The organism is Ochrobactrum sp. SSR (assembly GCF_030067775.1).
GTDB lineage: Bacteria > Pseudomonadota > Alphaproteobacteria > Rhizobiales > Rhizobiaceae > Brucella > Brucella teleogrylli.
In genome coordinates this window covers 456,000-479,192 of sequence record NZ_CP125970.1, presented here as the reverse complement: position 1 = coordinate 479,192, position 23,193 = coordinate 456,000, and the positions used below count along the sequence as shown (strand labels likewise).

Below are 23,193 nucleotides of genomic sequence, written 5' to 3'. Positions count from 1 at the left end.
GGTTGTGCGCAAGCTTCACATGACGCGGATTCTTTCCGCTCTTCCAGGGGACATTGGTCGGGCATGAAATCGCAAGGAGAGGCAGATGCTTAACGGTTTCAAACGGCAACTCGGGCGTGCGCTATCGGCACAGATTTTCCTGACGCTGGCTGCAATCACCGGTTTGACCGCAGGGCTTGCGATTGCGCCTGCGCCTTCGAACGCCGCTGAAACGCGCCGTATCGAGATAACTGAAGATAGCGATTATTTCGGCTTCGACCTGCGCACCCAGAAGAACCTCACGCTGGACCAGTGCAAGAGCACCTGCCTCGGTGACAATGCCTGCCGTGCCTTCACCTATAATCCGAAGGTGAAGTGGTGCTTCCTCAAGACGGATTTCAACAAGCTCAATCCCTCTGTCGGTTCCATTGCGGGTAAGGTTGTATCGGGCGCGGCCAAGGACACCGCCAAAGCTGACATTGGTGCCCCACCGGCCATCACCTTCTTCGCTGACAATCTTGTCGACGAAGCGCGCCGTTTCCGCACCTCTATCCTGGCTGCCGACAGCAGCGAGGGCCTCAGCACCCTGAAGGCCGATGCAGCCACGGCGCTCGCCAACAGCGACCCGCGCACGGCGATGGAAAAGTTTGCAGCCGCAGCGGGTGCTGCTCCTGACGACAGCGCGCTCTGGACCGGGCTTGCTCTCGCCACTTTGGCGACCGAGCCTTCCAACAGCGAAGAGACGGCCAAGTTCAAACGCGACGCCACATCAGCAGCCTGGAACGGCTATCAGACCTCGCGCAGCAAGGCCGCGCGCGCCGACGCGCTGAACGCGATGGCGCAGGCGCTTGACCGTCGCGAGCTGTCCCGCCCTGCGCTTCAGGCCTATGATGCGAGCCTCAATCTCGTCAATTCAGCTTCCGTTCGCGCTGCCTATGAAGACCTCAAGGCCCGCAAGGGTTTCCGCATCGTTGACCACAGCGTCGATAATGACAATGCGTCGCCGCGCATCTGCGCCCAGTTTTCCGAAGAACTGGTCAAGAGCGGTGCCGACTATTCCAGTTTCGTGACGCTGGATAGCGCTGCGCCCAAGGCGATTGAAGCCAAGGATCGCCAGATTTGTGTCGAAGGTCTGGAACACGGCCGCACCTATAGCGTGACGTTCCGCGCCGGCTTGCCTGCCGCCATTGGCGAAACGCTGCCAGCGCCGGTAACCCTGTCTGTCTATGTGCAGGACCGCGCACCCTCGGTACGCTTTACTGGCGACAGCTTTGTGCTGCCTGCCAAGGCGCGTCGTGGCATTCCGCTGGTCAGCGTGAATATGGATGCGGCCAAGGTGAAGCTCTATCGCATCGGCGACCGCTCCTTGGCGCAGCTTCTGTCTGGTTATCAGTTTCTGCGTCAGCTCGACGGCTATGATGTCAGTACGGTTTCCGACCAGATGGGCGCGCCCGTCTGGGAAGGTGAGATCGAAACGGCTGGCGGCGAGCTGAACAAGGAAGCCACCACCAGTTTCCCCATCGATGAAGCACTGCCGCAGCGCAAACCGGGCGTTTATGTGCTAACGGCAGAACCGATCAAGGCAAGCGGTGAAAGCTATGACACCAAGGCAACGCAATGGTTCGTCGTATCGGATATCGGCCTTTCGACCTATGCCGGTCAGGATGGCATCAATGTCTTCGCGCGATCACTTGAAACGGCTGAGCCCCTTTCCGGCGTCAAGCTGACGCTGCTGGCCCGCAACAATGAAGTGCTGGGTGAAGCGACAACCGATAGCGACGGTCGCGCCACCTTTACCGCCGGTCTCACCCGCGGCTCCGGCGGCATGGTTCCCGCCGTCATGATGGCCAATCAGGGCGAAGACGATTTCGTCTTCCTCGATATGGCGCGTGCTGGCTTCGATCTCTCAGATCGCGGCGTCACCGGTCGTGCAGCGCCCAAGGCGCTCGACGTCTATGCCTGGACCGAACGCGGCATCTATCGTGCAGGCGAAGTGGTTCATGCCGCTGCCCTTGCCCGGGACGATGCGTCGCTCGCCGTGGACAATCTGCCGCTGACCTTCATCTTCACGCGCCCAGACGGCGTGGAAGACCGCCGCCTCGTCTCGGACAGCAGCAAGGTTGGTGGACATTCCGTCGACCTGACACTGCCCGCCAATGCCATGCGTGGCACATGGAACCTGAATATCTACACCGACCCCAAGCAACCGGCGGTCGCATCGCAGATGTTCCTGGTTCAAGATTTCGTGCCAGACCGCATCGAGTTCGACCTGACATCGGACAAGCCGGAAATTGCGAGCGGCGAAGCTGCCAATGTGACCGTCGATGGACGTTTCCTTTATGGTGCGCCCGCAGCCGGTCTGGCGCTGGAAGGCGAAGTCACGCTTTCAACCAAGCGCGACTGGGACCGTTTCGAGGGCTATTATTTCGGTTTGGCCGATGAAGGTCAGGGCGAAGCTACCCGTCTGCCACTCGACCAACTGCCCAAGGTTGGCGACGATGGCAAGGCGACATTCCCGGTCGTGATTGACGACCTGCCATCCACCACCCGTCTGATCAATGCAGCCGTCACCGTTCGCATGCGCGAAAGCGGCGGTCGTGCTGTGGAACGCAAGCTTGACCTTGCCGTTCGTCCGCAAGGATCGATGATCGGTATCCGGCCAGATTTTTCCGGCGATGAAGTACCGCAAGGCGGCACCGCAAAATTCAGCTTCATCGCTTCCGACGCCAAGGGCAACCGCACCAACATTGACGGCGCGGTCTGGTCGCTGGTGAAAGTCGAGCGCAATTACCAATGGTATCGCAGCGGCAATAGCTGGAACTACGAGCCGGTCACATTCACCAAGTCGATCGCAACCGGCAAGATCGACCTCAAGGCCGATGTGGAAGCCAGCATCACTCAGCCGGTCGACTGGGGCCGCTATCGTCTTGAAATCGAGACGGGGGATGCTTCGGGTCCGGCTTCAAGCTACGAATTCGACGCGGGCTGGTATGTGGCCGCAACCTCGACGGAAACGCCCGACGGCCTCGAAATCGCGCTCGACAAGGATCATTATGCAGCCGGTGAAACCGCCAAGCTGAAGGTCAGCCCACGTTTTGCCGGTGAACTGCTGATCACCATCGGCGCAGAAAAGCTGCTGACGACCATCAGCGAAAGCGTTTCGGCGGATGGCGCAACCATAGACATTCCAGTCGGCGAGGACTGGGGTGCTGGCGCTTACGTCACTGCAACGCTGTTCCGTCCGGGCAGCGCGCAAGAAAGCCGCATGCCCGCCCGTGCTATTGGCCTCAAATGGCTGAAGGTTGATCCTGCCGACAAGCAACTGGCAGTCAAGCTGACGCCACCGGAGAAAGCCACTCCGCGCGGCACGCTCTCGGTTCCCGTTTCTGTGGAAAATGCAGGCGGCGAACAGGCCTATGTCATGGTCGCCGCTGTCGATGTCGGCATTTTGAACCTCACGCGCTATCAGCCGCCTAATCCGGACAACTGGTTCTTCGGCCAGCGCCAGCTCGGTCTTGAACTGCGCGATATGTACGGACGCCTTATCGATGGTTCGCTGGGCACCACCGGCAAGCTGCGCACCGGCGGCGACGGCGGCAACATGGCAGCTGAAGGCAGCCCGCCGACTGAAAAGCTGGTCGCGCTTTTCTCCGGCCCGGTCGAGCTGGATAGCGATGGCAAGGCAACCATTGATTTCGATATTCCGCAATTCAACGGCACTGTCCGCGTCATGGCCGTAGCTTGGACAGTCAAGGCCGTGGGTCACGCTTCCAGCGATGTGATCGTGCGCGATCCGGTGGTCATTACGGCTGGTCTGCCGCGCTTCATGGCGCCGGGAGATCAGGCGACACTGCGCCTCGATATCGCCAATACGGACGCGCCCGATGGAAATTACCGTCTTAGCGTCGAAACGAGCGACAATCTCGGCACGGAAATCGGCTCTTATCCCGACACGCTTGCGCTGGCCGGTGGCAAACGCCATTCCGTCGCTGTGCCGCTCAACGCGCAGAAGACCGGACAGGGCAATATTACGATACGCCTTGCCAATGATGCCGGACTGGCCATCGAACAGAAGCTTTCGCTGCCGGTGCGTCCCGTCGATCTGCCAGTCACGACACGTCAGGTGGTCAGCCTTCCGGCCAATGGCGGTAGTCTCAAGATCGATGGCGGCCTGCTTTCCGAAAGCCTGCTCGACGGTGCTTTCGTGAGCGTCGGCGTCACCCGCAGCGCGGCGTTCGACGTGCCGTCGCTTCTGATGGCGCTTGATCGCTATCCTTATGGGTGTGCTGAGCAGACCACGAGCCGCGCCCTGCCCTTGCTTTATCTGAGCGAGATGGCGGCAGGCTCCGAAGCAAGTGCTGGCCTTGGCGATCAGGATGAACTGAAAAAGCGCGTGCAGGACGCCATCTATCGCGTGCTGAGCTATCAGTCTTCGTCCGGTTCGTTCGGCCTGTGGGGACCGGGTTCCGGCGACCTGTGGCTTGACGCCTATGTCACCGACTTCCTCACCCGTGCCCGCGAGAAGGGCTATGTGGTTCCGCAGGAAGCCCTGCTCTCGTCGCTGTCGAACCTGCAAAATGCGCTCGGCTATACGACCGACGCCAAGGAAAAAGGCAACGAAATCGCCTACTCGCTCTATGTGCTGGCGCGCAACAAGAAGGCTTCGGTCGGCGATCTGCGTTATTACGCGGATACGCAGCTCGATAATTTTGCAAGCCCGATGGCGATTGCCCAACTGGCCGCCGGACTGGCGCTTTATGGCGACCAGCAGCGTTCGGACCGGGTGTTCAACGTCGCTCTCGACCGGGCAAGCACCAATACGGCATTTGACTATAATCGCTCCGATTATGGTTCGCGGCTGCGTGATGGCGCGGCCATGCTGGCGCTGGCCGCCGAAAGCAAGCCTGCGCCGAAAGTGCTGCCTTCGCTTGTCACGCTGGTCGGTTACGAACGCGACCAGGCGAAATATCTCAGCACGCAGGATCAGGCGTGGATGCTGCTCGCAGCCCGTGGTCTCAAGGAGAACAATGCAGCGATTAATCTCGATATCAACGGCACGGCCCATGATGGCGCTTTCTCCGAACGCGTCAATGGCAACGCGCTGGAAGCTGAACCACTTGTTCTGACAAACAGGGGCAGTGATGCAGTGGACGCGGTTGTAACAGCCGTTGCGCCGCCCGCGCAATCGCTGCCTGCCGGTGGCGAAGGCTTCAACATCGAGCGTGCCTATTACACGCTCGATGGACAGGAAGCCAACATCACCAGCATCAATCAGAACGAGCGTTTCGTCGTGGTGTTGAAGATCGACGATCTGCAACAATGGCAGTCGCGCCTGCTGGTCACCGATCTTCTGCCAGCCGGTCTGGAACTCGACAATCCGGGCCTCGTTTCGAGTGCCGATCTCGGCAACTTCCCATGGCTCGAAAGCACGCAGGCCGCGCATCTCGAATTCCGCGATGATCGCTTCGTCGCTGCGTTTGACCGCTCGGCAGGTGAGAAAAAGCAGATTGTTCTTGCCTATGTCGTACGTGCAGTGACGCCGGGGCTTTACACCCATCCGGCGGCGACCGTCGAGGACATGTATCGCCCGCAATATGCTGCGCGCACGGCGACTGGCATGATGGAGGTCACTGCGCCGTAGGACGGGCTTTCGGATAAGATATGAAACGGCGTTGGAAAATAGCAATTGGCGGTGCCGTAGTTCTCGGCATCGCCGCCGTTGCGACGGTCGGCCTTGACTGGCTCGACCGCGCTTTTCCTCCACCCTTGCCTGAACGCCTGACCATTTCCACGGAAGTGATGGACCGTGACGGTGAATTGTTGCGCGCCTATGCGACACCGGACGGCTATTGGCGTCTCAATACACGCATTGAAGATGTCGATCCGAAATTCGTGAAAATGCTGATCGCCTATGAGGATAAGCGCTTTTACGATCATAGCGGTATCGATCTCTGGGCCTTGGCGCGCGCAGCGGTGCAGCTTGCAGGCAACCAACGCATCGTGTCCGGCGGCTCCACCCTCTCCATGCAGTTGGCCCGGCTCATCGAACCACGCGAAAGCCGCAGCTTCGGCTCCAAATTCCGCCAGCTTGCCCGCGCCATGCAAATCGAGCGCCGTTTGAGCAAGGACCAGATATTAGAGCGTTATCTGACACTTGCCCCCTATGGCGGCAATCTGGAAGGCGTGCGCTCAGCATCGCTTGCCTATTTCGGCAAGGAGCCACTGCGGCTCACCACATCGGAAGCCGCAATGCTCGTCGCGCTGCCGCAATTGCCGGAACGTCGTCGTCCGGACCGCGCCGCCAGCACCGCACGCATGGCGCGTGATCGCGTGTTGACGCGAATGGTTCAGGCCGATGTTCTGACCAACGACGAAGCCGAACGCGGCAAGCGCGAGGCGATCTCCGCCGCCCGTCATGCTTTACCCGCCCTTGCGGCACACTTTACAGATCTGGCGCTCAAGAAAGCGCCGACAGAAGCCCGCCACACACTGACGCTGAAGAAATCCGTCCAACGGGGTCTCGAAGCATCGGCCCGCGAGGCGGCATCAAAACTTGGACCCACAGTGTCAGTGGCCATGGTGCTGGCCGATAGCCGCAACGGCAATATTCTCGGCGAAGTCGGGTCCGCGGATTATTTCGATGGCAGACGGCAAGGCTGGATCGACATGACGCGCGCCGTGCGCTCGCCTGGATCGACGCTCAAGCCATTCATCTACGGGCTGGCCTTCGAACAGGGCATGATTGCGCAGGAAACCATCATCGAAGACCGCCCGCAGGACTTTGCCGGTTATCGCCCGCGCAATTTTGACATGAGCTATCAGGGCGATGTCAGTATCCGTCAGGCGCTGCAAATGTCGCTGAACGTCCCGACCGTCAGCCTGCTGGACGCTATCGGTCCTGCCCGGTTGACCACGCGGTTTCGGCAGGCGGGTGTCAGCCTGCAACTGCCCAAGAACGAGATCACCCGGTCTCGCCATCGGGCTTGGCGGCGCCGGGATCAGCCTGCGCGATCTGGTGCAGCTTTATACCGGCCTTGCCAATGGCGGACGTGGAGCCGCCTTGCGCGACGGAACCGAAATGGCAGAGCCGACGCAACCGTCCGGCCCTATTCTCACAGAACAAGCCTCATGGCAGATCGGCGATATTCTGGCCGGTGTCGTGCCTCCTCAAGGGGCACCCCGCCGTGGCCTCGCTTACAAGACCGGCACATCCTATGGTTATCGCGATGCATGGTCGGTCGGCTATGACGGGCGTTATGTTCTCGGCGTCTGGGTCGGGCGCGCCGATGGCGGTTCCGTGCCAGGGCTTGCCGGTTATGCATCCGCCGCGCCAATTTTGTTCGATGCTTTCGTCAAGTCGGGCGTGGTTTCCGTGCCATTGCCGCGCGCGCCAGCCGGAACATTCCGCACGGCCCGTGCCGATTTGCCTGTTACGCAGACACGGTTTTCGTCGGCGAGCGATCCGCTCCCTGTGCTGAAAGCCGCAACCGAACCCGCACCGCGCATCATTTTTCCGCCCGATGGCGCGCATGTGGAGTTAAAAGCACTGACTGAAACCGCATCGCCGCTGGTGCTGAAATTGCAGGGCGGGCGCGCACCGTTTCGCTGGCTCGCCAACGGCAAGCCCGTGGCAGAGCCGGAACGCCGCCGCACCGCCACATGGCAACCGGACGGCACGGGCTACTCGACCCTGACCGTGATCGACGCCGCAGGCCGCGCGGCAAGCGTGAAGATTTTCGTGGAATAGCGCTTATTGCGCCGCTTCCGCGACGACCTCGCGAACCTCAGTCTTTTTCTCCAGCGACATGACTTTCAGATTGCCGGAAAACAATATGCCGGTGATCGGCAGAACAGGTTCGGCTGGCAGTTCATCCTGACGAACGCTATCCTTCGGCACATGCAGCTTGTGTTCGACATCGCTATCCGCACCGGAAAGCGTCAACGCGACATTGCCCCGCGCGTCGAGAAGATTGGTGCCGTAGAGAAATTCGAAGCTCAGCATGGAGACGAGAAACTTGTACGTTCCGTCGCGCACACCACCCTTCATCATCGCTGCGCGGTGCAGCTCGTCGCGGATCTTGACATCGAGCGGCGGAATGCGTGGATCGCAGACATAGCCGACCGCCAGCAACTGGCCGTTGTCCACTTCAAAGCGCATACGCTCATTGCCGAGGTTCAGGGCGGAAATGGAAAAGCGGCGGTTGCTATATTCCACCGGAACACGCCCCAGCCGCTTGCATAGCTGCTCGCCACTTAAGGCGCGTGCATTGGCAAAGTGGTCGGGATCGATTGCAAAGGGAAGCGCCTTTGGACGATGGGGCGCGGAGAGCGCCGGTTCGAGCACATCAGCAATCAGGTTGGCGACGATGGTGGTGGCGATGGGCCGCGAATAATGCCCCTGATCGAGATAGAAAGACGGGTTGGTCACGGCATCGCGACCATATTGCTGCATCAGCATGCGCGAAACATCGGCGCAGATCGTGCCATACCATTGCGAGATGTAATTGATGCCCGCATCGATAGACGGAACCGAATTGAGGAAAGACCCGTTGCGCGCACCGAAGACGAGCGTTGCGATACGCAGGTTCGGATTGCGCTCCAATGCATAGCGGATAATCCCTTCATAGAACCGCGCCCAATGGCGGAAGGGCCTGCGCTCGTCGCCATAGACGAAAGCGTCGTTGATCGCATATTCGATCAGCAGCAATTCGCAGTCTTCCAGCTGCTCGAAAATCTTCAGCTGATAAAGACCGAGCGCGCTCGTCGTACCGCCGACCGCCAGATCGGCAACGATATCCAACTCCACCCCGCGTCGCGCCATGGTTGAAAGCAGGGTCGGCAGATAGCCGGGCAGCATGACGGTGTTGGAACCGCCAATGATTACAGTCTTGAGTTTCATTTCGTCACCGTTGCGGCCTGACCTGCAGGGGTCAGAGCCCCGCAGCGCCAGACGCCGTAATTTCCCTCATCCCAATCGAAATAATAAGCAGCCGCGATCTGGCCGCTATCCATCATCTGGCGAAAGCGTTCCCGCGCTTTCTCGACCAGTTGCTGGCGGTTATTGTCATCTGCCGGGCAGGCCTTGGATTTGTTGGCAAAGCCCCATTCCGTGATCCAGCACGGCTTTCCATCGGCACCGCCGCAGAAGGAAAGCGCCTTATCGACATGCTTGGCCCGCGCCGCCCGCGTTCCACTGCTGCCGGGATAAATGTGAATCCCGTAGCCATCGGCCACCGTATCGAGGCCGTGCTTTTTCAGAAGATCGGTGAAGGCCGCCGGATCGACCGTATCGATCCCGCGTCGATCTGCGTCGGCAAAGGGGATATCCGAAAGCCCCGCTGAAACCACCTTTGCGCCCGCATTGTGTCTGGTTTTCGCCAGTTCGGTACGAACGACGCGCAGCAGTTCGACATATTTCTCCGCGCCCTTCTCCACGAGAGGCAGTTCTTCCATTTCGCTCAGCGAGCGAGCGGTCTTTGTCTTTTCCTTCGGCAGAATGGCCAGATCGCCATTATAGGCGCCCCAGTTGATTTCGTTGCCGGTCTCGACACCGATCAGCTTCACGCCAAGCGCGTCGATTTTCTGCAACGCATCACCAATCGCTGTCTGAAAGCGTTTCGGATCAATATCCGATAGCCGGTACATGTCCCAGATACGGCCTCGCCCTGAACGCGGCTTTGTGCCTTCCGGATAGAAGTCCACATTGTTCAGCGAAACTTCCAGCAGGACTGCGAGCTTCTTCTCATGCGCAAGCCGCACTGCATCAATGCTCTGGTCGATTGGCCGCGTCAGCGAAAGCCGCACGGCAACAACGCCATTCTTCACCATCTGGTCGAAGATCTGTTCGCGCTCCCCAGCGGGCAACCAGGCCATATTGACCCGGTTGACGCCGAAGCGCGTATCGGCAAGAGCACCGTTCGGCACGATGTTGAGCAGGACAGCACCCAAAAGCGCTGCAATTGCCCGTTTGCTGCCCCCGGTGCTCCTGACCGTCAGTTTCATCGGATACCGATATCCTTCAGCGCGCCGTTGAAATTGGCTTCGCATTCCGAATAACGATTGATGGCGGCGGGCACATCGATCTTCGAAAGGAAGTCGCGCAGGTAAGCCTTTTTCTGCGGTTCACGGTTCCACACGCTGGCATCAATATGCGGAAAACCGACAAAACCCAGCATTTCGCGCATTCGGTCATCGACGGCGATCATCAGCCCCGGAATGCCGGACTGCATGCCGATGATCGTGCCGTGGAAGCGGCGGCTCAAGCCGAAATCCTGACTGGAAATCCAGCTGCGCCATTTGTGCGTATCGAAGAACACCAGCAGCTCATTCTTGCGCTGCCATTTTTCCATATGCTTGTATTCGACAGGCGCCGTGATGCGGCTTGCCGCCTGATCATAGGCTTCGGAGTGGTCTTCACCCGCCATGTTCATGTTGTAGACGATCACTTCGTCCTGAAGGACATAGCTTGCGACACTGTCCTTTTCGAGCAGCGCATGCGCGTCCACAATCGTATCAGCAACGCTGCCGAGATAGCCGCCGAAAGAGATTTTCTGCGCGTCCGCAAGGCTTGGATCAGCCAGACGGCTCAGCGAGCGTTTCATCTGGTCCGGTGCATAATAAAGCGATGGACAGCCGGTCGGACGGACATATTTCATGCCCGCATCCTTCAGGAATTCCGCCGTGAAATGGCCACGGGTCAGAAAGAAGCTTTCCTTGCGGCGCAGAATTTCAAGGAAGCGGCGCGTGCCTTCCGGCAGCTCTTCCTTCAGATTTTCCTTCTTCTGAATACCGATACCCATGACGACAATCGGCATGTTCAGCTTTTCAAAGACGAAGGATTCGGTCGTTGCCGCATAGCCCGGGCGCAAGAGATTCGCCGAGGCGAACAGGCAAAGATCAAAGCTCTCATTGAGCTTTGCATAGGTGTCCGGTGAATTGAGGCTGTTGGCGAGATGCCAGAACGGAACATAGGTCACGTCGTGGCCGCGCACGGCGTTGGCTGCGCCCTCACCGATAAGATAATTACCTGTATTGGCAATCTTCTTGACCTGATCGATCACATCCTTCTTCGTGCGGATAGGTTCGAAATAGGGGCGATGCTTCACGCTCGCCCCGGAAACACTTTCGACGGTCCGCATCAAATATGACGGAATGCCGGTAATCATTATGCGCATGATGATCCATCTTCGCTGGAGTTATAAAACGGCTCGTGGATTGGGAGCTATCCAATGCCGATTTCTGAAAGGGCGCTTCGGAAGTTGCGTTCGCGGTCCGAATATTTTTCGATCACGTCGGGGATGTTCATCGCCGCAATATGATCGCTCACGAATGCGCGCCGGTCGTTGGCGGCGTTGAGATCGCGGGCGTCGATCTTCGGCAGGCCGGAGAAATTCAGCATTTCGCGCATGCGATCATCGACAGCCACCATCAGGCTCGGCACGCCAGCCTGCATGGAAATGACATTGCCGTGGAAACGGCGACCGAAGGAGAAATCCATGGTCGAGCACCAGGCACGCCACTGATTGGTGTCGAGAAAAGCGTGAACGCTGATCTTCTTCTTGAGATCGCCGGAGCCCTTATAGGTGAGCGGGCCGACCAGTTCGCCTGTGGTCGAATCGTAGGCGCGGCCATTGGCGTCTGGCTCAAGCTGCATGTCGAAATGCAAAAGCTCATCCTGCACGACATAGGCCGAACGACCATCATCGGAACTAAGTGCATTCATGTCTCCGATGGTTTCCAGTTCCGCGCCCATATAGCCGGTGAAGACGGTGCGACCCTCGCCCACTTTCACATCCGGCAAGCGGCTGATTGCCTTGCGCATATTGTCGGGACGGAAATAGAGCGACGGACAGCCAACCGGGCGAACATAGGAAAAGCCCTGATCGCGCAGATAACCGGCGGCATTCTCGCCGCGCGTGAGGAAATAATGCTCACGGGATTTCAGGACTTCGAGAAGCTTCTTCGTGCCTGCTGGCAGACCGTCTTCACCTTCAATGTCCGGACGATTCTGAATGCCGATACCGAGCATCACCACCGGCATGTCGAGCTTGGACAGGACGAGTGCTTCAGCATCCGCTGACAGGCCCTTGCGCAACAGATTGGCGCAGGTAAAGACGCAGATGTCGAATTCCTTGTTGATCTCTTCGAGACCAGTCCCGTTATTGATGCAGTTATAAAGATGCCAGAAGGGAACATGTTTTGCAGATGGCAGAAGGGCGGTCATGGCGCCCTCTCCAATCAGATAATTACCCGTGTTGCTGATGTTCTTCAGTTCCTGGATAAAGTTATCCTTGGATTCCGAATCCCGCTGCTTTTCCGAATAATAAACCTGCGCTTTGTCCGCGCGCTGGATGAGGCGGGTCAAATGGCTCGGAATGCCGGTGACGAGAATTCGTGGGTTGGCTGGGCGGCTCATAGGTCGACCTTTCTGGTATGATCAGGCAACTGCGCGGCCGGGGAGAACGGCAATCGCGCTGGCATCATCTGCAACGTCCGGCTGGGAAGACCGGGATTTCGGATAGACAGGGCTGATTTCATTGGCCCAGTCCGTGAAGTCGGAAAACGCAGCGCTCCATGTGCGGTGCGCCGCCGAGGCAAGCGCGCCTTCGGCCGTGCGCATCAAGGCGTCACTGTCCTGCGCAAGAATGGTCAGGATACGCGTCATGTCGGAGACGATCTGCGCATCATTGCCATTGCGGATCAGGATGCCGTCACGGCCATGATTAATGAGCTCGTCAACCGCACCGACCGCTGTTGCAACCGGCACACAGCCAAGCTGTTGCGCTTCCGCGATCATCAATGGCGCGCCCTCCCAACGGGAAGGCATCAGAAGCACATCGGCCCAGGCAAGATGGTTTGCGATGTCCTTGCCGTCGAAGACCGGCGGCGACACGCGAACGCCCGCCTCTTGCAGCTTCGTCATCCAGGATGCGCTCGGATCGTCGGACAGAATCTCTCCACCAATTGCCTGTGCGTCGAAGGAAATGCCCTGCTCTCGCAGCTTCATGATCGCGTCGTGCAGCCGGTCGATGCCCTTCTGGCGGTCAAGGCGGCCCATATAGAGGATGCGCAGAGGTCGGCCTTTTCGGCCTTCCTTGCGGGCTGCTGTCACCTGCGCGCGCTGCTTCGCATCGATTGAGAAGCTGGCGCCATTGGGCACCGAGAACACTTTCTCGAACGGCACGCCAAAACTGTGCAGGTAGATTTTCAGCTGATCCGAACAGGTGAGAAACGCATCATAGGCATGTTCGAAGGCGATGGCCGCATAAGGCTGTCCAGCCTGACGGCGGAAGACCGTTTCGTCCACCACATGGAGATAACAGGCCGTGCGCGTTCCCTCGGATCGAAGCTTGCCCATCAGCGGATGTGCGGCCATGACGTGGTTGTTCACGACCAGATCGAAGCCTGAAAGCTGACCACGGAGAATGCTCCAGTCGAGCGGATGATCCTCGGTGATGAAATCCTGCCCCAGAAAACGGTTCGTATCGCCCCAGGCCGGAATACCATCCTTCCAGAAATGGAGATAATCGAAGGACTGGTCGAACTCGTCCAGCACGTCCATGCGTTCATTGCCGAGGACGAAGAGATGGGTTTCAAAGCCCTGATTCTTCAATTCGCGGCCTGCGGCATAGGCCACCTTTTCCGCGCCGCCAAACGATGCGTTCGGAACCAGAACGGCAGCCGTCTTTTTCTTCGCTGGATTATGGCCGAGCGGCAGGACAGGCCCGCCGCCCAGCTCGTCACGCAGCACCTGATACATGTCCGACAAAGCGGGCAGACGGCGCGGACGCCACGTCCAGCGCATTGCCGCGCTCTGCTTGAGCGGGCTTGTGGCAATCGACGTGACCAGATTGAGCATGGATTGTTCCGGTCGCGACAAAGCGCGACGCTGGCGCACCCGCGGGAATGGAAAGCGCACTTTCATACGCGCCGATGTGGGCCACAATTGCTGCGTGCCGAGCGAGGCGAACCAGTTCAGCGCATCGTTCTCGATAATGTCCCGGATCAGTCGGGTCGAAACGAAAATCAGATCAGCATGCGGCTGTCGCGTACCGGATGGCATGATTTCCGTATCGATCCGCCGCTCGTTTTCGACATTCGTCAGTTCCACGAAAACGATATTGGCCTGCTCAGCGAGCTTCTCCAATCGCGACAGAATGTTCGGGAACAAGCGTGAGCGCGCCAGCAGTTTCAGCGTCTCGGTATTGGATGAGGCGAGGAATGGCGGGAAATGGAAATTATCGGGTTCCGACACACTGCCCCAAAAGGCCCGGATCGCATCATCGAATTTGAGATCGGTCGCACCGAGGCTCGGATCGGTGAAGAAACTGACGGTTCCCTCGCCTGCGCGAATGACGCCATAGCGCGGGCATTCCTCATGCTCGAAACCAACCAGAGTAGGACGACGGAACAGCGCCTTATGTCGCTTGCGCAGGAAATTGATCGAACCGGAACGGTCGCGATTGGCTTCCTTGAAGCGGCTTTCTGCGCGCAGACGATATTCGAAGCCGGTGTCATGGCACGGCGTACCAACAAAGCCTGCCTCAATCGCCGAAAGCCAGAATTCCCAGTCTTCAAATCCGTTCTGGCGGTCATCATCGAAGCGCACACCGCTGCGGAACACATCCGCCGATATCATCGACCCCGTATCGCAGATATTGTCCGTGATGCAGTGGATGAGCCGCGAATAGCTGTCGCCATAATGGGCACGCCAGTTGACCGAAAACGTATCGATATTCGTGTAGACCCAGCCCGCATTCGACGCGAGAAGCTTGCGGTAAAGCGTATCGATGGTGTGCGGCTGCACACGATTGTCGGCATCGACGAAATAGACCGCCTTGACGTCCGGCATCTCGTCGAGAATGTATTCAACAGCGCGATTGCGCGCGCCGCCCGGGCCGGCGTTTTCGCCGAATATCACATGGATATTCGGATGGGCTGCGGAATAAAGCGCCAGACTGTCGAATACCTCGCGGCGCGGATCGCCATCGACCGACACAACAATCTGCGTGCGGAACACGGTCTGTGACGCGAGGATCGATTCCAGTGCCTCAAGCGCCAGCGCCGCATGGCCGTAGAGCGGCATGGCGATGACGATCAAATCCTTCGATCTATCGTACATTCGCGGCCTCTTTCAGCACCTCTTGGGCGGGACTGGCTTCGATGTGCTTGACCAGCCGGAAGTTGAACACTTTCAGCCATGAGAAATCGACGGAATCGCCTGCCGCCTTGCTCAGCACGATGAGGTCCATCGTGCGGTCGATGGGTTCTTCCAGCATGAAATTGATGTCGATGGGACGATTGGGCGCCACTTCCGACCAGCCACTGAACAGCACCTGCGAACGCCGCCGGTCCATGGAAGCCAGCGCACCGATTTCTTCCTGCGCATCCGATGCCAGATTGACGAGCAGCAGACCGACAGCGCAAGCTTGGCCCTCGGGGTGATCGATCACAGCACGGGCCGAAATCCGCACGGTCCCCGGCGCGACCACGCGGCGGATGGCAGCGGCGGTGATCCCCTCTGCAAGCGGGTGGCAACCGATAGCGTCTTCGTGTTCCAGAAAACGTACCGTCGGGAAATCCGGCGTAAGCGGTGTCACCGAAACATTGGTGACATTGCGCAGCAATTCAATCGGCAGACGGTAATCATCCACCTTGCGACCGTTGATCATCGATGTCGGCACGATGGCGTTTGGCAGCGATGCCGGACGCACACCCGGCAGACCGGTGAAAATCCGCAGCGCCAGTGGGCGCATGTCGAGATCGGCATGCGGAATGCGCGCACGCGCGGCATAGCGCTCATTGGCGATCACATTGCCCAGCGAGATTTCTGGCGGCACGCCGCCCGTCGCCGCGATGCGAAGCCGCAACGTTCGATGGCTGCCGTCACAGGCTTTCGGGAGCGAGAAGAAGTTCCACTCCGAATGCAGCGTGCCATAAGGCACCAGCCATTCGGCGATACCCTCGCCGTTTTCGAGATAGTCCAGGGTGACGATCAGCTGACCGTTACGGTTGGCGGGCAGATCGCGGAAATGCAGCGCAAAGCCCGACACGGCATAGCTCGACACCGGGAAAAGCTGTTCGATTTCAGATTCGCGCAGCAGGCGCGCAAAGCCTTCGTCCTTGGGATCGACCAAAGGCGCGTGGCTGAATATCTCGGTGGAAGAATCCCAGTTGCGCGCATGAAAGGCGTCTTCGATAGCGCGATAGTTCTCGAACATCGTTTCGCGCTCACGTCGCAGCATGGCAAGTTCTGCATGCACCTTGCTGACATGCCCGACAAGGCGGTCCAGACTGCTTTCCAGCAGCTGGGTCACCAGCATGGGCACGGTTTCAGGCCCTGCCTCATCGACGCGCACAACCGGCACTTCCGGTATGGTGCGCATGCGATAAAGCTGCTGCAGTATAGCGTTCAGTTCGTGGGCGCCTTCATCGGAAGCGGCAACCGCGATGAGTGGAAATGTATTCGCCAGACGCAGACGCTTGCCGTCGCCTTCGACGAAAGCAGTCACGTCGCCCAGAGAAGTCGCCTCCAGCGCTTCACGATCACGCATCGAAGCAATGGCATAGCGGCGGTTCTTCCGCCCCGAGATCGCAGGAAGTGGTGTGCTCAACATAGTCGTCCATTGTCTGATGGCCGATTGGGAGGTTCGGCTTACAAGTACAATGAGAAAATACAGACAATGTATTGTCAACAGGGATATAGCATCAACTATATGATAATATTGCGAATAATTGGAAGCGGTTTAATTCAAAATTTGAAACAATATGCATCTATATTCATTATACGTCGTAAATACGCAGAATTGCGGGCTATTATATTATAAAACAAACCCTTGAATGCCCGATTGTCGCCACATACTGCTCATCGAACATTCAATACTGCGTCGATCAACGTTTTTTGCTGACGTAAACATTCCGACAACCGAAAGCGATTTTCGACGGTTCTGCGTGCCGCCGCGCGCATTTGAAGGCAAGCATCGGGGTGGGCTAGGATATCCAGCACTGTTTGAGCCAGCACATCCGTGTCATAAAATGGAACAAGCAGACCATTTTGACCGGCACGGATCACCTCGCGCACCGGCGGCGTGTCGGACCCGATGATGAGGGCGCCGCACGCCATGGCCTCGATCACCGACCAGGACAGCACGAACGGATAGGTCAGATAAATATGCGCTGTCGATATCTGGTAGAGCTTGCGCAAATCTGCATGGGGGATGGCCCCCAGAAACACCACCCTGTCGGGCGGCAAGTCGTGATTGCACACCAGATGTTCGCGCCATGATCCTCCACCCGGCGGCGGCGTTCCATAGCTGACCCCGTCTCCGCCGACGAAGACGAAGATGGCGTCCTTGTTCTGGCGAATGACTTTCGCCGCGGCCTCCAGCGCCTGCGGGAAGCCCCGATAGGGTTCGAGATCGCGCGACACGAAGGTGATGACGCGCGATTCTCCGGCCTTCAAAACGCGACCGTCGGTTAGCTGCAAAGATGCATGGCGGTCGGGATAGAAAACCTTGGTATCGACGCCCTCATGCACGACGGCGATGCGATTTTGCACAGCCTTCGGATATAAGCTCTTCTGCCAGTGTGTCGGGCTGAAACCGCCATCCATGCTTTCAAGCGTGACGAGCTGCGCCATATTTCTAAGCCGCAGCCGCTTCCGCATCTCCACATCAGGCTTGTCGTCGGGCGCAAAGCCGACATCCGCACCATGCGCCCGATAGAAAAATTCGCAATAGCCAAGCGCCGGCGTCGAGGGCAGCACGTCCTTGACGAACATCATGCTGCCCCAGCCGATATGACCGATGACTATGTCCGGCGGTTGACCGTGTCGCGCCATCGCTTCAAGCGTTTCGGCGACACGGTAACCGATCCGGGTATGATGATCCGGAACCTCGAGATATCTGGCCATCGCACCATCGGTGCGAGGACCAGATTCAACTCTGTGGCGAATGACGCGGACCGCAGGGAGGCGACGGTCCACCGTTTCGCAAATCAGGCTTACATCATGTCCGCTCTCGGCCAGATGTCCGGCGAAAGCAGCGAACTGACCAAATCCACGTCTGTGCACAAAAGCTATATGCATGTCACAAAACGTGTACGATTTTTGGTCGTTTTTCGTCGATCAACATCAAATGCCATACCGTGCGGCGTTGCCCCACAGCAATTCCAGCCTGTGTAAAGTCTGGTATGCGATTTCGAGATTTCTAAGATCATCGTCATCGCGAGCAAGGATATGATGATAGTCCCTGCTGGCGTTTCTCAGGTTCATGCAAAGGCGTTCGCCCTTGTCTGTCAGACGAATGCGCGCCGACCTTTTGTCTCGCTGGGAGGCGACACGATCGACATAACCACCATCGGTAAGCTGCTTTAAATAATAGGAAATGTTGGACCCGACATAATGCCCGCGATCCAGTAGTTCACCCACAGTGAGTTCAACATCGCCGATCGCCATCAGAACAAGCGTCTGTGCCGGGCCAATGTCCTCTACCCCCAGCTTGGTAAGCTCCGTCTTCAGAAGGCTCACAAAGCGGCGGTTCACTCTTTCAATCATCCGGGCCAGTTCGAAATGTGTAATAACGACTGTATGCACCGGATTTCTGCGTTCCTGTTTCTCGGCGGTTACTTCAGGAAAATCGACGGCTGAGTATCCGTCAATTGATGTTTCGACTTCCACTCCCTCGTGCAGAAGTTTTTGCATCTCTTACTCTCCATTTTCAATTTTACTTCAAATTTTGAAGAAATTTTCAATTAGATTTTCTTGTCTCCTTTCGCATTTCCCCGCCGTAATAACTTTTTTCCGTCACATTCTGAGCGGTATTACTTGAATAATACTGATAGAAGGGTGACTCTCTTTAGGGATATCCACGACCTGTGACCATACCAAGGCAGACCGCGTATGAACGATACTGGCCAAAAGAACCCAAATGGCAAGAGCTCCGTCGGCAAAAAAGCCACCGATGAAGTGGGGATTTCGCCGAAAAGCCTAATTTACCGGGCCCGGCGCGTGTTCCTGTCAGGGCTGCTTTATGCGGTGCTTTTAAGTGCCTGTATCAATTTGCTACAACTCACCGTACCGCTCTACATGTTGCAGGTTCATGACCGCGTCCTGAACAGCCGCAGTCTCGATACACTGACCATGCTGACGATTCTCGCGGTCGGCGCGATGATCGTATTCGGCGTTCTGGAGTTTATCCGGGCGTTGTCGTTTCAGGCCATGGGCACCGCGCTTGTGCGCCGTCTCAACCTGGCCGTGTTGACCGCCGCCGTTCAGGCCTCGGTCGATCAGGGGCTGCCGAAAGCGACGCAGACCCTGCGCGACCTGACCGAATTGCGTGGCTTCCTGACCTCGCCCGCCATCAATGCCCCGCTCGACGCGGCATGGTCGCCGATCTTCCTCGGCGTCCTGTTTCTGCTCCATCCGATGCTCGGCGTGATCGGCGTGATAGCGGTCGTCATTCTGGTTGCCTGCGGTCTGTTGACCGATCTCCTGACGCGTAATCTCATTCAGGAGGCCAATCAGGCCAATATCGAAGCCGTGACGAAAATCGGTAGCAGCCTGCGCCACGCGGAAGTCATCGAGGCTATGGGCATGCTGCCTGCTCTCGCCCGTCGCTGGCGCACTGTGCAGATGCAGGCGCTCGAAGTGCTCGACCTCGGCGGCACCCGCGTGAAAGCCCTGTCGTCTATTGCACGTACAGCGCGCTTCATCATCCAGATTGCTTCGCTCGGCATCGGTACGCTGCTTGCCATGCAGCAGGAAATCACCCCCGGCGCGATGATCGCGACCAGCATCATCATCGGTCGCCTGCTGATGCCTTTCGACCGCATCGTTGAGAACTGGCGTCAGTGGGTCAGCGCCATAGCAAGCTGGAAGCGCGTTCAGTCGCTCCTGTCTGAAAACCTCGCCGTGCGCCAGACCATGCCGACGCCGCGCCCCAATGGCGATCTGGTGATCGACAAGCTGATTTATGCCGCGCCCGGCGTTGAAGTTCCGATCATCAAGGGCATCTCCTTTTCAATTTCGCCCGGTGAAGTGCTGGGCGTCGTCGGCCCCTCGGCTGCAGGTAAATCCACACTTGCGCGCCTGCTGATCGGCATCGTTAAACCCACCTCGGGCGGTGTCTTCCTCGACGGCAACAATGTCTATCTTTGGGAGCGCGGTTCGTTCGGCGAGATCGCCGGTTACCTGCCGCAGTCGGTTTCGCTTTTGGACGGCACAATCAAGGACAACATTGCGCGCATGGGCGACAGCGATCCACATCGTGTGCTGGAAGCCGCCCGTCTTGCCGATGTGCACGAGATGATCGGGCGCATGCCGCTCGGCTACGACACGCCGGTCGGTGATGGGCGGCTGACGCTTTCGGGCGGCCAGCGCCAGCGCATCGGCCTTGCGCGCTGCCTCTATAATCGCCCGCGTCTGATCGTGCTTGATGAACCCAATTCCAATCTCGACGCCATCGGCGAACGCGCCCTGATGCGCGCCATCGAACATGCGCGCGACGACGGTGCCATTGTCATCATGATCGCCCATCGCCCGACCATCATGCAGGTTGCCGACAAGCTGCTGGTGCTGGAAAACGGCCGTATCACCCAGTTCGGCCCGCGCACCGACGTTGTGGCGTCGCTGACGCCCGGCAACAATAATCCGCAGGCAGGAGCCGTAAACTCATGACCGGAAAATCCGTCATTCCGCGCCGTGTTTCGAATTTGCTCGCGCCGCGTGCAGAATCGTCAGACCACACGGCACTTACCCGCTTCGGCAGCGTCAAACCCGAATGGGCCTATGATCTGGAACGCGAGGACAACCAGTCTCCGCTGCGCCGCCTGATCATCGCGGGCCTCGCCACTATCGGCGTCGCTTTTGGCGGCTTCTTCGCCTGGGCCTATTCTGCCGAGCTCGGCAGTGCCGCTGTCGCCAACGGAACCGTCATCGTCGATTCCAAGCGCAAGACGATCAGCCATCTGGAAGGTGGCATTCTCGACCGGTTGCTGGTGCAGGAAGGCGATCTGGTCAAGGCTGGCCAACCACTGCTTCGTCTCGATGCCACCAAGGCCCGCTCACAGCTGAAATCGCTGGAAAGCCGTCGGATCGGCCTCATCGCCAAACTGGCGCGCCTGCGGGCCGAGCAGGCCGGTGAAACCGAAATCACCTTCCCCGATAAATTCGCGGAAGGTGGCGAGAACGCAGAAAATGCCATGCGCGCCGAGCAGATCTTCTTCGAAAAGCGGAAGACCCAGAAGCGTAGCAAGATCGATATTCAGCAGAAAACCATCGAGCAATATACCGAACAGGCCAAGGCATCGACGGCGCAGATCGCCGCCACCGACCGCCAGATCGCGTTGATCGAAGAGCAACGCAAGGCAATCGCCAGCCTGGTCGAAAAAGGCTTTGCGCAGAAATCCAAGCTGACCGAAATCGAGACCCGGTTGAGCCAGCTTGCGGGCGACCGGGGTGAATATACCGGCGACAAGGCCAAAGCCGAACAAGCCAAGGCAGGCGCAGAATTCGCCCTTTCCGGCATTGAAAGCGACCTGCAATCGGAGATTGCCGGTGAAATCACGACCAGTCAGGTCGAACTTTCTGACGCGGAAGAGCAGATCATCGCGGCGAAAGACGTGATGCGTCGCGTTGAGGTGCTCGCCCCGCAGGACGGCATCGTCGCCAATATTCGCCTGCGCACACCGGGCGGGGTCATCTCTCCCGCCGAAGCGATCATGGATATCGTTCCTGAAAATGAACCGCTTCTGGTGGAAATGAAAGTCAGCCCCAACGATATCGACAGCGTTGCGGTGGGTTCAAAGGCGCAGATCAAGCTGACTGCCTATAATCAGCGGTCCATGGCGCCCTTCGATGGCAAACTGACCTATATCGCCGCCGACCAGACGATCGACGACAAAACCAACACGGCCTATTTCGTGGCCCGCGCTGAGATTAATCCGGATTCTTTGTCCGCCAATCCGACAGCCCGTATGTATCCGGGCATGCCCGCCGAAGTCATCATCGTGCACAAGGAACGCCGCGCAATCGACTATATTGTTTCGCCGATCACCGACAGTCTGAACCGCGCATTCCGCGAGGATTAAGGTCGAAACTGCGCGTTCTTACCCGGACATTTAGAAAATGCGTTCTACAGTATAGTTTGAATTAAGTACGCAATTTCAAATTCTATCGCCGCCGCGCATTGGAAACGATGCGCGGCGGCATCGTTTTGAAAAACAGGCATTTTCTTGACAATTCCGTGACGTTTCAAATTTTGAAGCAATTTGCGCTTAAATATAATCCAAATACAAATTATATTTGATACAAAAGTAATTTTAAAAGAAGTTCACAATTCTGGAATATAAATTTTCCGTAATAAATTGTTACACGGCATTTCTATAATTATACCATTTTCCGATGTTGTATTTATCAAAGATACGTATCAGACTACTACGAGCATAATGGTCGGAGCATTCCGGCTTGTGAAACCCAACGGAACACAAGGAGAAGCAGATGGCCACTCTAGAAGGCGGCGCCTACGACGACGTGTTGTTCGGCTCCCGCTTTGACGATTTCATCCGTGCCCATGGCGGTGATGATCTCGTTTTCGGAGGGGATGGCAATGACACCATCTTCGGTGGGAATGGCAGCGACATTCTTTTCGGCGGTACGGGGAACGACACCCTATTCGGCGAGAATGGCAATGACATTCTTTACGGCAATGAAGGAAACGATGTCCTGAGCGGCGGCAATGGCAGCGACGTGCTGTTTGGCGGCAATGGAGATGACATTCTCCAGGGCGGCAACGGCAGTGACCTGCTCTATGGCGGCGCGCACAACGATATCCTGTATGGCGGCAACGGCAACGACATCCTTGATGGCGGCGCCGGAAACGACATCCTTATCGGGGGCAACGGGAGCGACACGTTCCTGTTCAATGGTGGCGGCGGAAACGACGTCATTCTCGACTTCAATCCTGGCGAGGACATCCTTCAGATTCAGAAGGGTATCAATGGCCTCGACATTTCGTCCGCGGACGATCTTGCCGATCGCGTCACGCAGGTTGGTGGCAATGTCGTTGTCGATCTCGGCAATGGCGACAGCGTTACCCTCGTGAACACCAGTGCCGACGACGTACAGTCGCATCCCGACCAGTACTTCACCGTTCACTGATTGAACCAATGATGGCGTGCCCGGCAGCCTCCCGCCGGGCACGTTTTCTTTTGAAGCGA

12 protein-coding genes and 1 pseudogene are annotated in these 23,193 nt (G+C 58.0%); 5 read left to right on the top strand and 8 right to left on the bottom strand.

Going from position 1 to position 23,193, the window contains the following annotated elements; genetic code table 11:
- The first annotated feature begins 85 nt into the window (after nucleotides 1–85).
- Together QLQ11_RS13660 and pbpC are read left to right on the top strand one after the other, a co-directional pair.
- The gene (locus QLQ11_RS13660) at nucleotides 86–5,620 is read left to right on the top strand and encodes an alpha-2-macroglobulin family protein (protein WP_109367437.1); all 5,535 of its coding nucleotides are present in this window, start codon (nucleotides 86–88) and stop codon (nucleotides 5,618–5,620) included.
- Between the two features lie 20 nt (nucleotides 5,621–5,640).
- A pseudogene (gene pbpC, locus QLQ11_RS13655) lies at nucleotides 5,641–7,726 on the top strand (penicillin-binding protein 1C).
- A gap of 3 nt (nucleotides 7,727–7,729) precedes the next feature.
- Here the strand turns inward: pbpC and QLQ11_RS13650 are convergent.
- From QLQ11_RS13650 to QLQ11_RS13615, 8 genes are all read right to left on the bottom strand, one after another.
- Nucleotides 7,730–8,878, bottom strand: a complete 1,149-nt coding sequence (locus QLQ11_RS13650) for an SGNH/GDSL hydrolase family protein (RefSeq protein WP_109367439.1) — start codon at nucleotides 8,876–8,878, stop codon at nucleotides 7,730–7,732.
- A complete protein-coding gene (locus QLQ11_RS13645) occupies nucleotides 8,875–9,981 on the bottom strand; it encodes a glycosyl hydrolase (protein WP_235858989.1) in 1,107 nt (368 codons plus the stop codon). Before QLQ11_RS13645 ends, QLQ11_RS13650 begins: the two co-directional genes overlap by 4 nt.
- On the bottom strand, nucleotides 9,978–11,153 hold the full coding sequence (locus QLQ11_RS13640; RefSeq protein WP_109367440.1) for a polysaccharide pyruvyl transferase family protein: 1,176 nt from the start codon (nucleotides 11,151–11,153) through the stop codon (nucleotides 9,978–9,980). The genes QLQ11_RS13645 and QLQ11_RS13640 overlap by 4 nt, the downstream gene beginning before the upstream one ends.
- A gap of 47 nt (nucleotides 11,154–11,200) precedes the next feature.
- On the bottom strand, nucleotides 11,201–12,394 hold the full coding sequence (locus QLQ11_RS13635) for a polysaccharide pyruvyl transferase family protein (RefSeq protein ID WP_109367441.1): 1,194 nt from the start codon (nucleotides 12,392–12,394) through the stop codon (nucleotides 11,201–11,203).
- Between the two features lie 21 nt (nucleotides 12,395–12,415).
- Entirely contained in the window at nucleotides 12,416–15,100 is a 2,685-nt protein-coding gene (locus QLQ11_RS13630) for a glycosyltransferase (protein ID WP_121538819.1), read from the bottom strand.
- Complete coding sequence (locus QLQ11_RS13625; RefSeq protein ID WP_109367443.1) at nucleotides 15,090–16,595, bottom strand: DUF6212 domain-containing protein; 1,506 nt, start codon at nucleotides 16,593–16,595, stop codon at nucleotides 15,090–15,092. Before QLQ11_RS13625 ends, QLQ11_RS13630 begins: the two co-directional genes overlap by 11 nt.
- A gap of 248 nt (nucleotides 16,596–16,843) precedes the next feature.
- A complete protein-coding gene (locus tag QLQ11_RS13620; RefSeq protein WP_109367444.1) occupies nucleotides 16,844–18,064 on the bottom strand; it encodes a glycosyltransferase family 4 protein in 1,221 nt (406 codons plus the stop codon).
- A gap of 45 nt (nucleotides 18,065–18,109) precedes the next feature.
- On the bottom strand, nucleotides 18,110–18,679 hold the full coding sequence (locus QLQ11_RS13615) for a MarR family winged helix-turn-helix transcriptional regulator (RefSeq protein WP_109367445.1): 570 nt from the start codon (nucleotides 18,677–18,679) through the stop codon (nucleotides 18,110–18,112).
- A 198-nt stretch (nucleotides 18,680–18,877) separates the two neighbouring features.
- On the opposite strand from QLQ11_RS13615, the gene QLQ11_RS13610 reads away from it, so the two are divergent.
- The 3 genes from QLQ11_RS13610 to QLQ11_RS13600 all read left to right on the top strand — a co-directional run bounded on the left by QLQ11_RS13610 (nucleotide 18,878) and on the right by QLQ11_RS13600 (nucleotide 23,134).
- Entirely contained in the window at nucleotides 18,878–20,653 is a 1,776-nt protein-coding gene (locus tag QLQ11_RS13610; RefSeq protein ID WP_109367446.1) for a type I secretion system permease/ATPase, read from the top strand.
- The gene (locus QLQ11_RS13605; protein WP_109367447.1) at nucleotides 20,650–22,065 is read left to right on the top strand and encodes an HlyD family type I secretion periplasmic adaptor subunit; all 1,416 of its coding nucleotides are present in this window, start codon (nucleotides 20,650–20,652) and stop codon (nucleotides 22,063–22,065) included. The genes QLQ11_RS13610 and QLQ11_RS13605 overlap by 4 nt, the downstream gene beginning before the upstream one ends.
- 409 nt (nucleotides 22,066–22,474) lie before the next feature.
- Nucleotides 22,475–23,134 (top strand): calcium-binding protein, encoded by a 660-nt coding sequence (locus QLQ11_RS13600; protein ID WP_109367448.1) that lies wholly within the window; start codon nucleotides 22,475–22,477, stop codon nucleotides 23,132–23,134.
- Nucleotides 23,135–23,193: the final 59 nt, after the last annotated feature.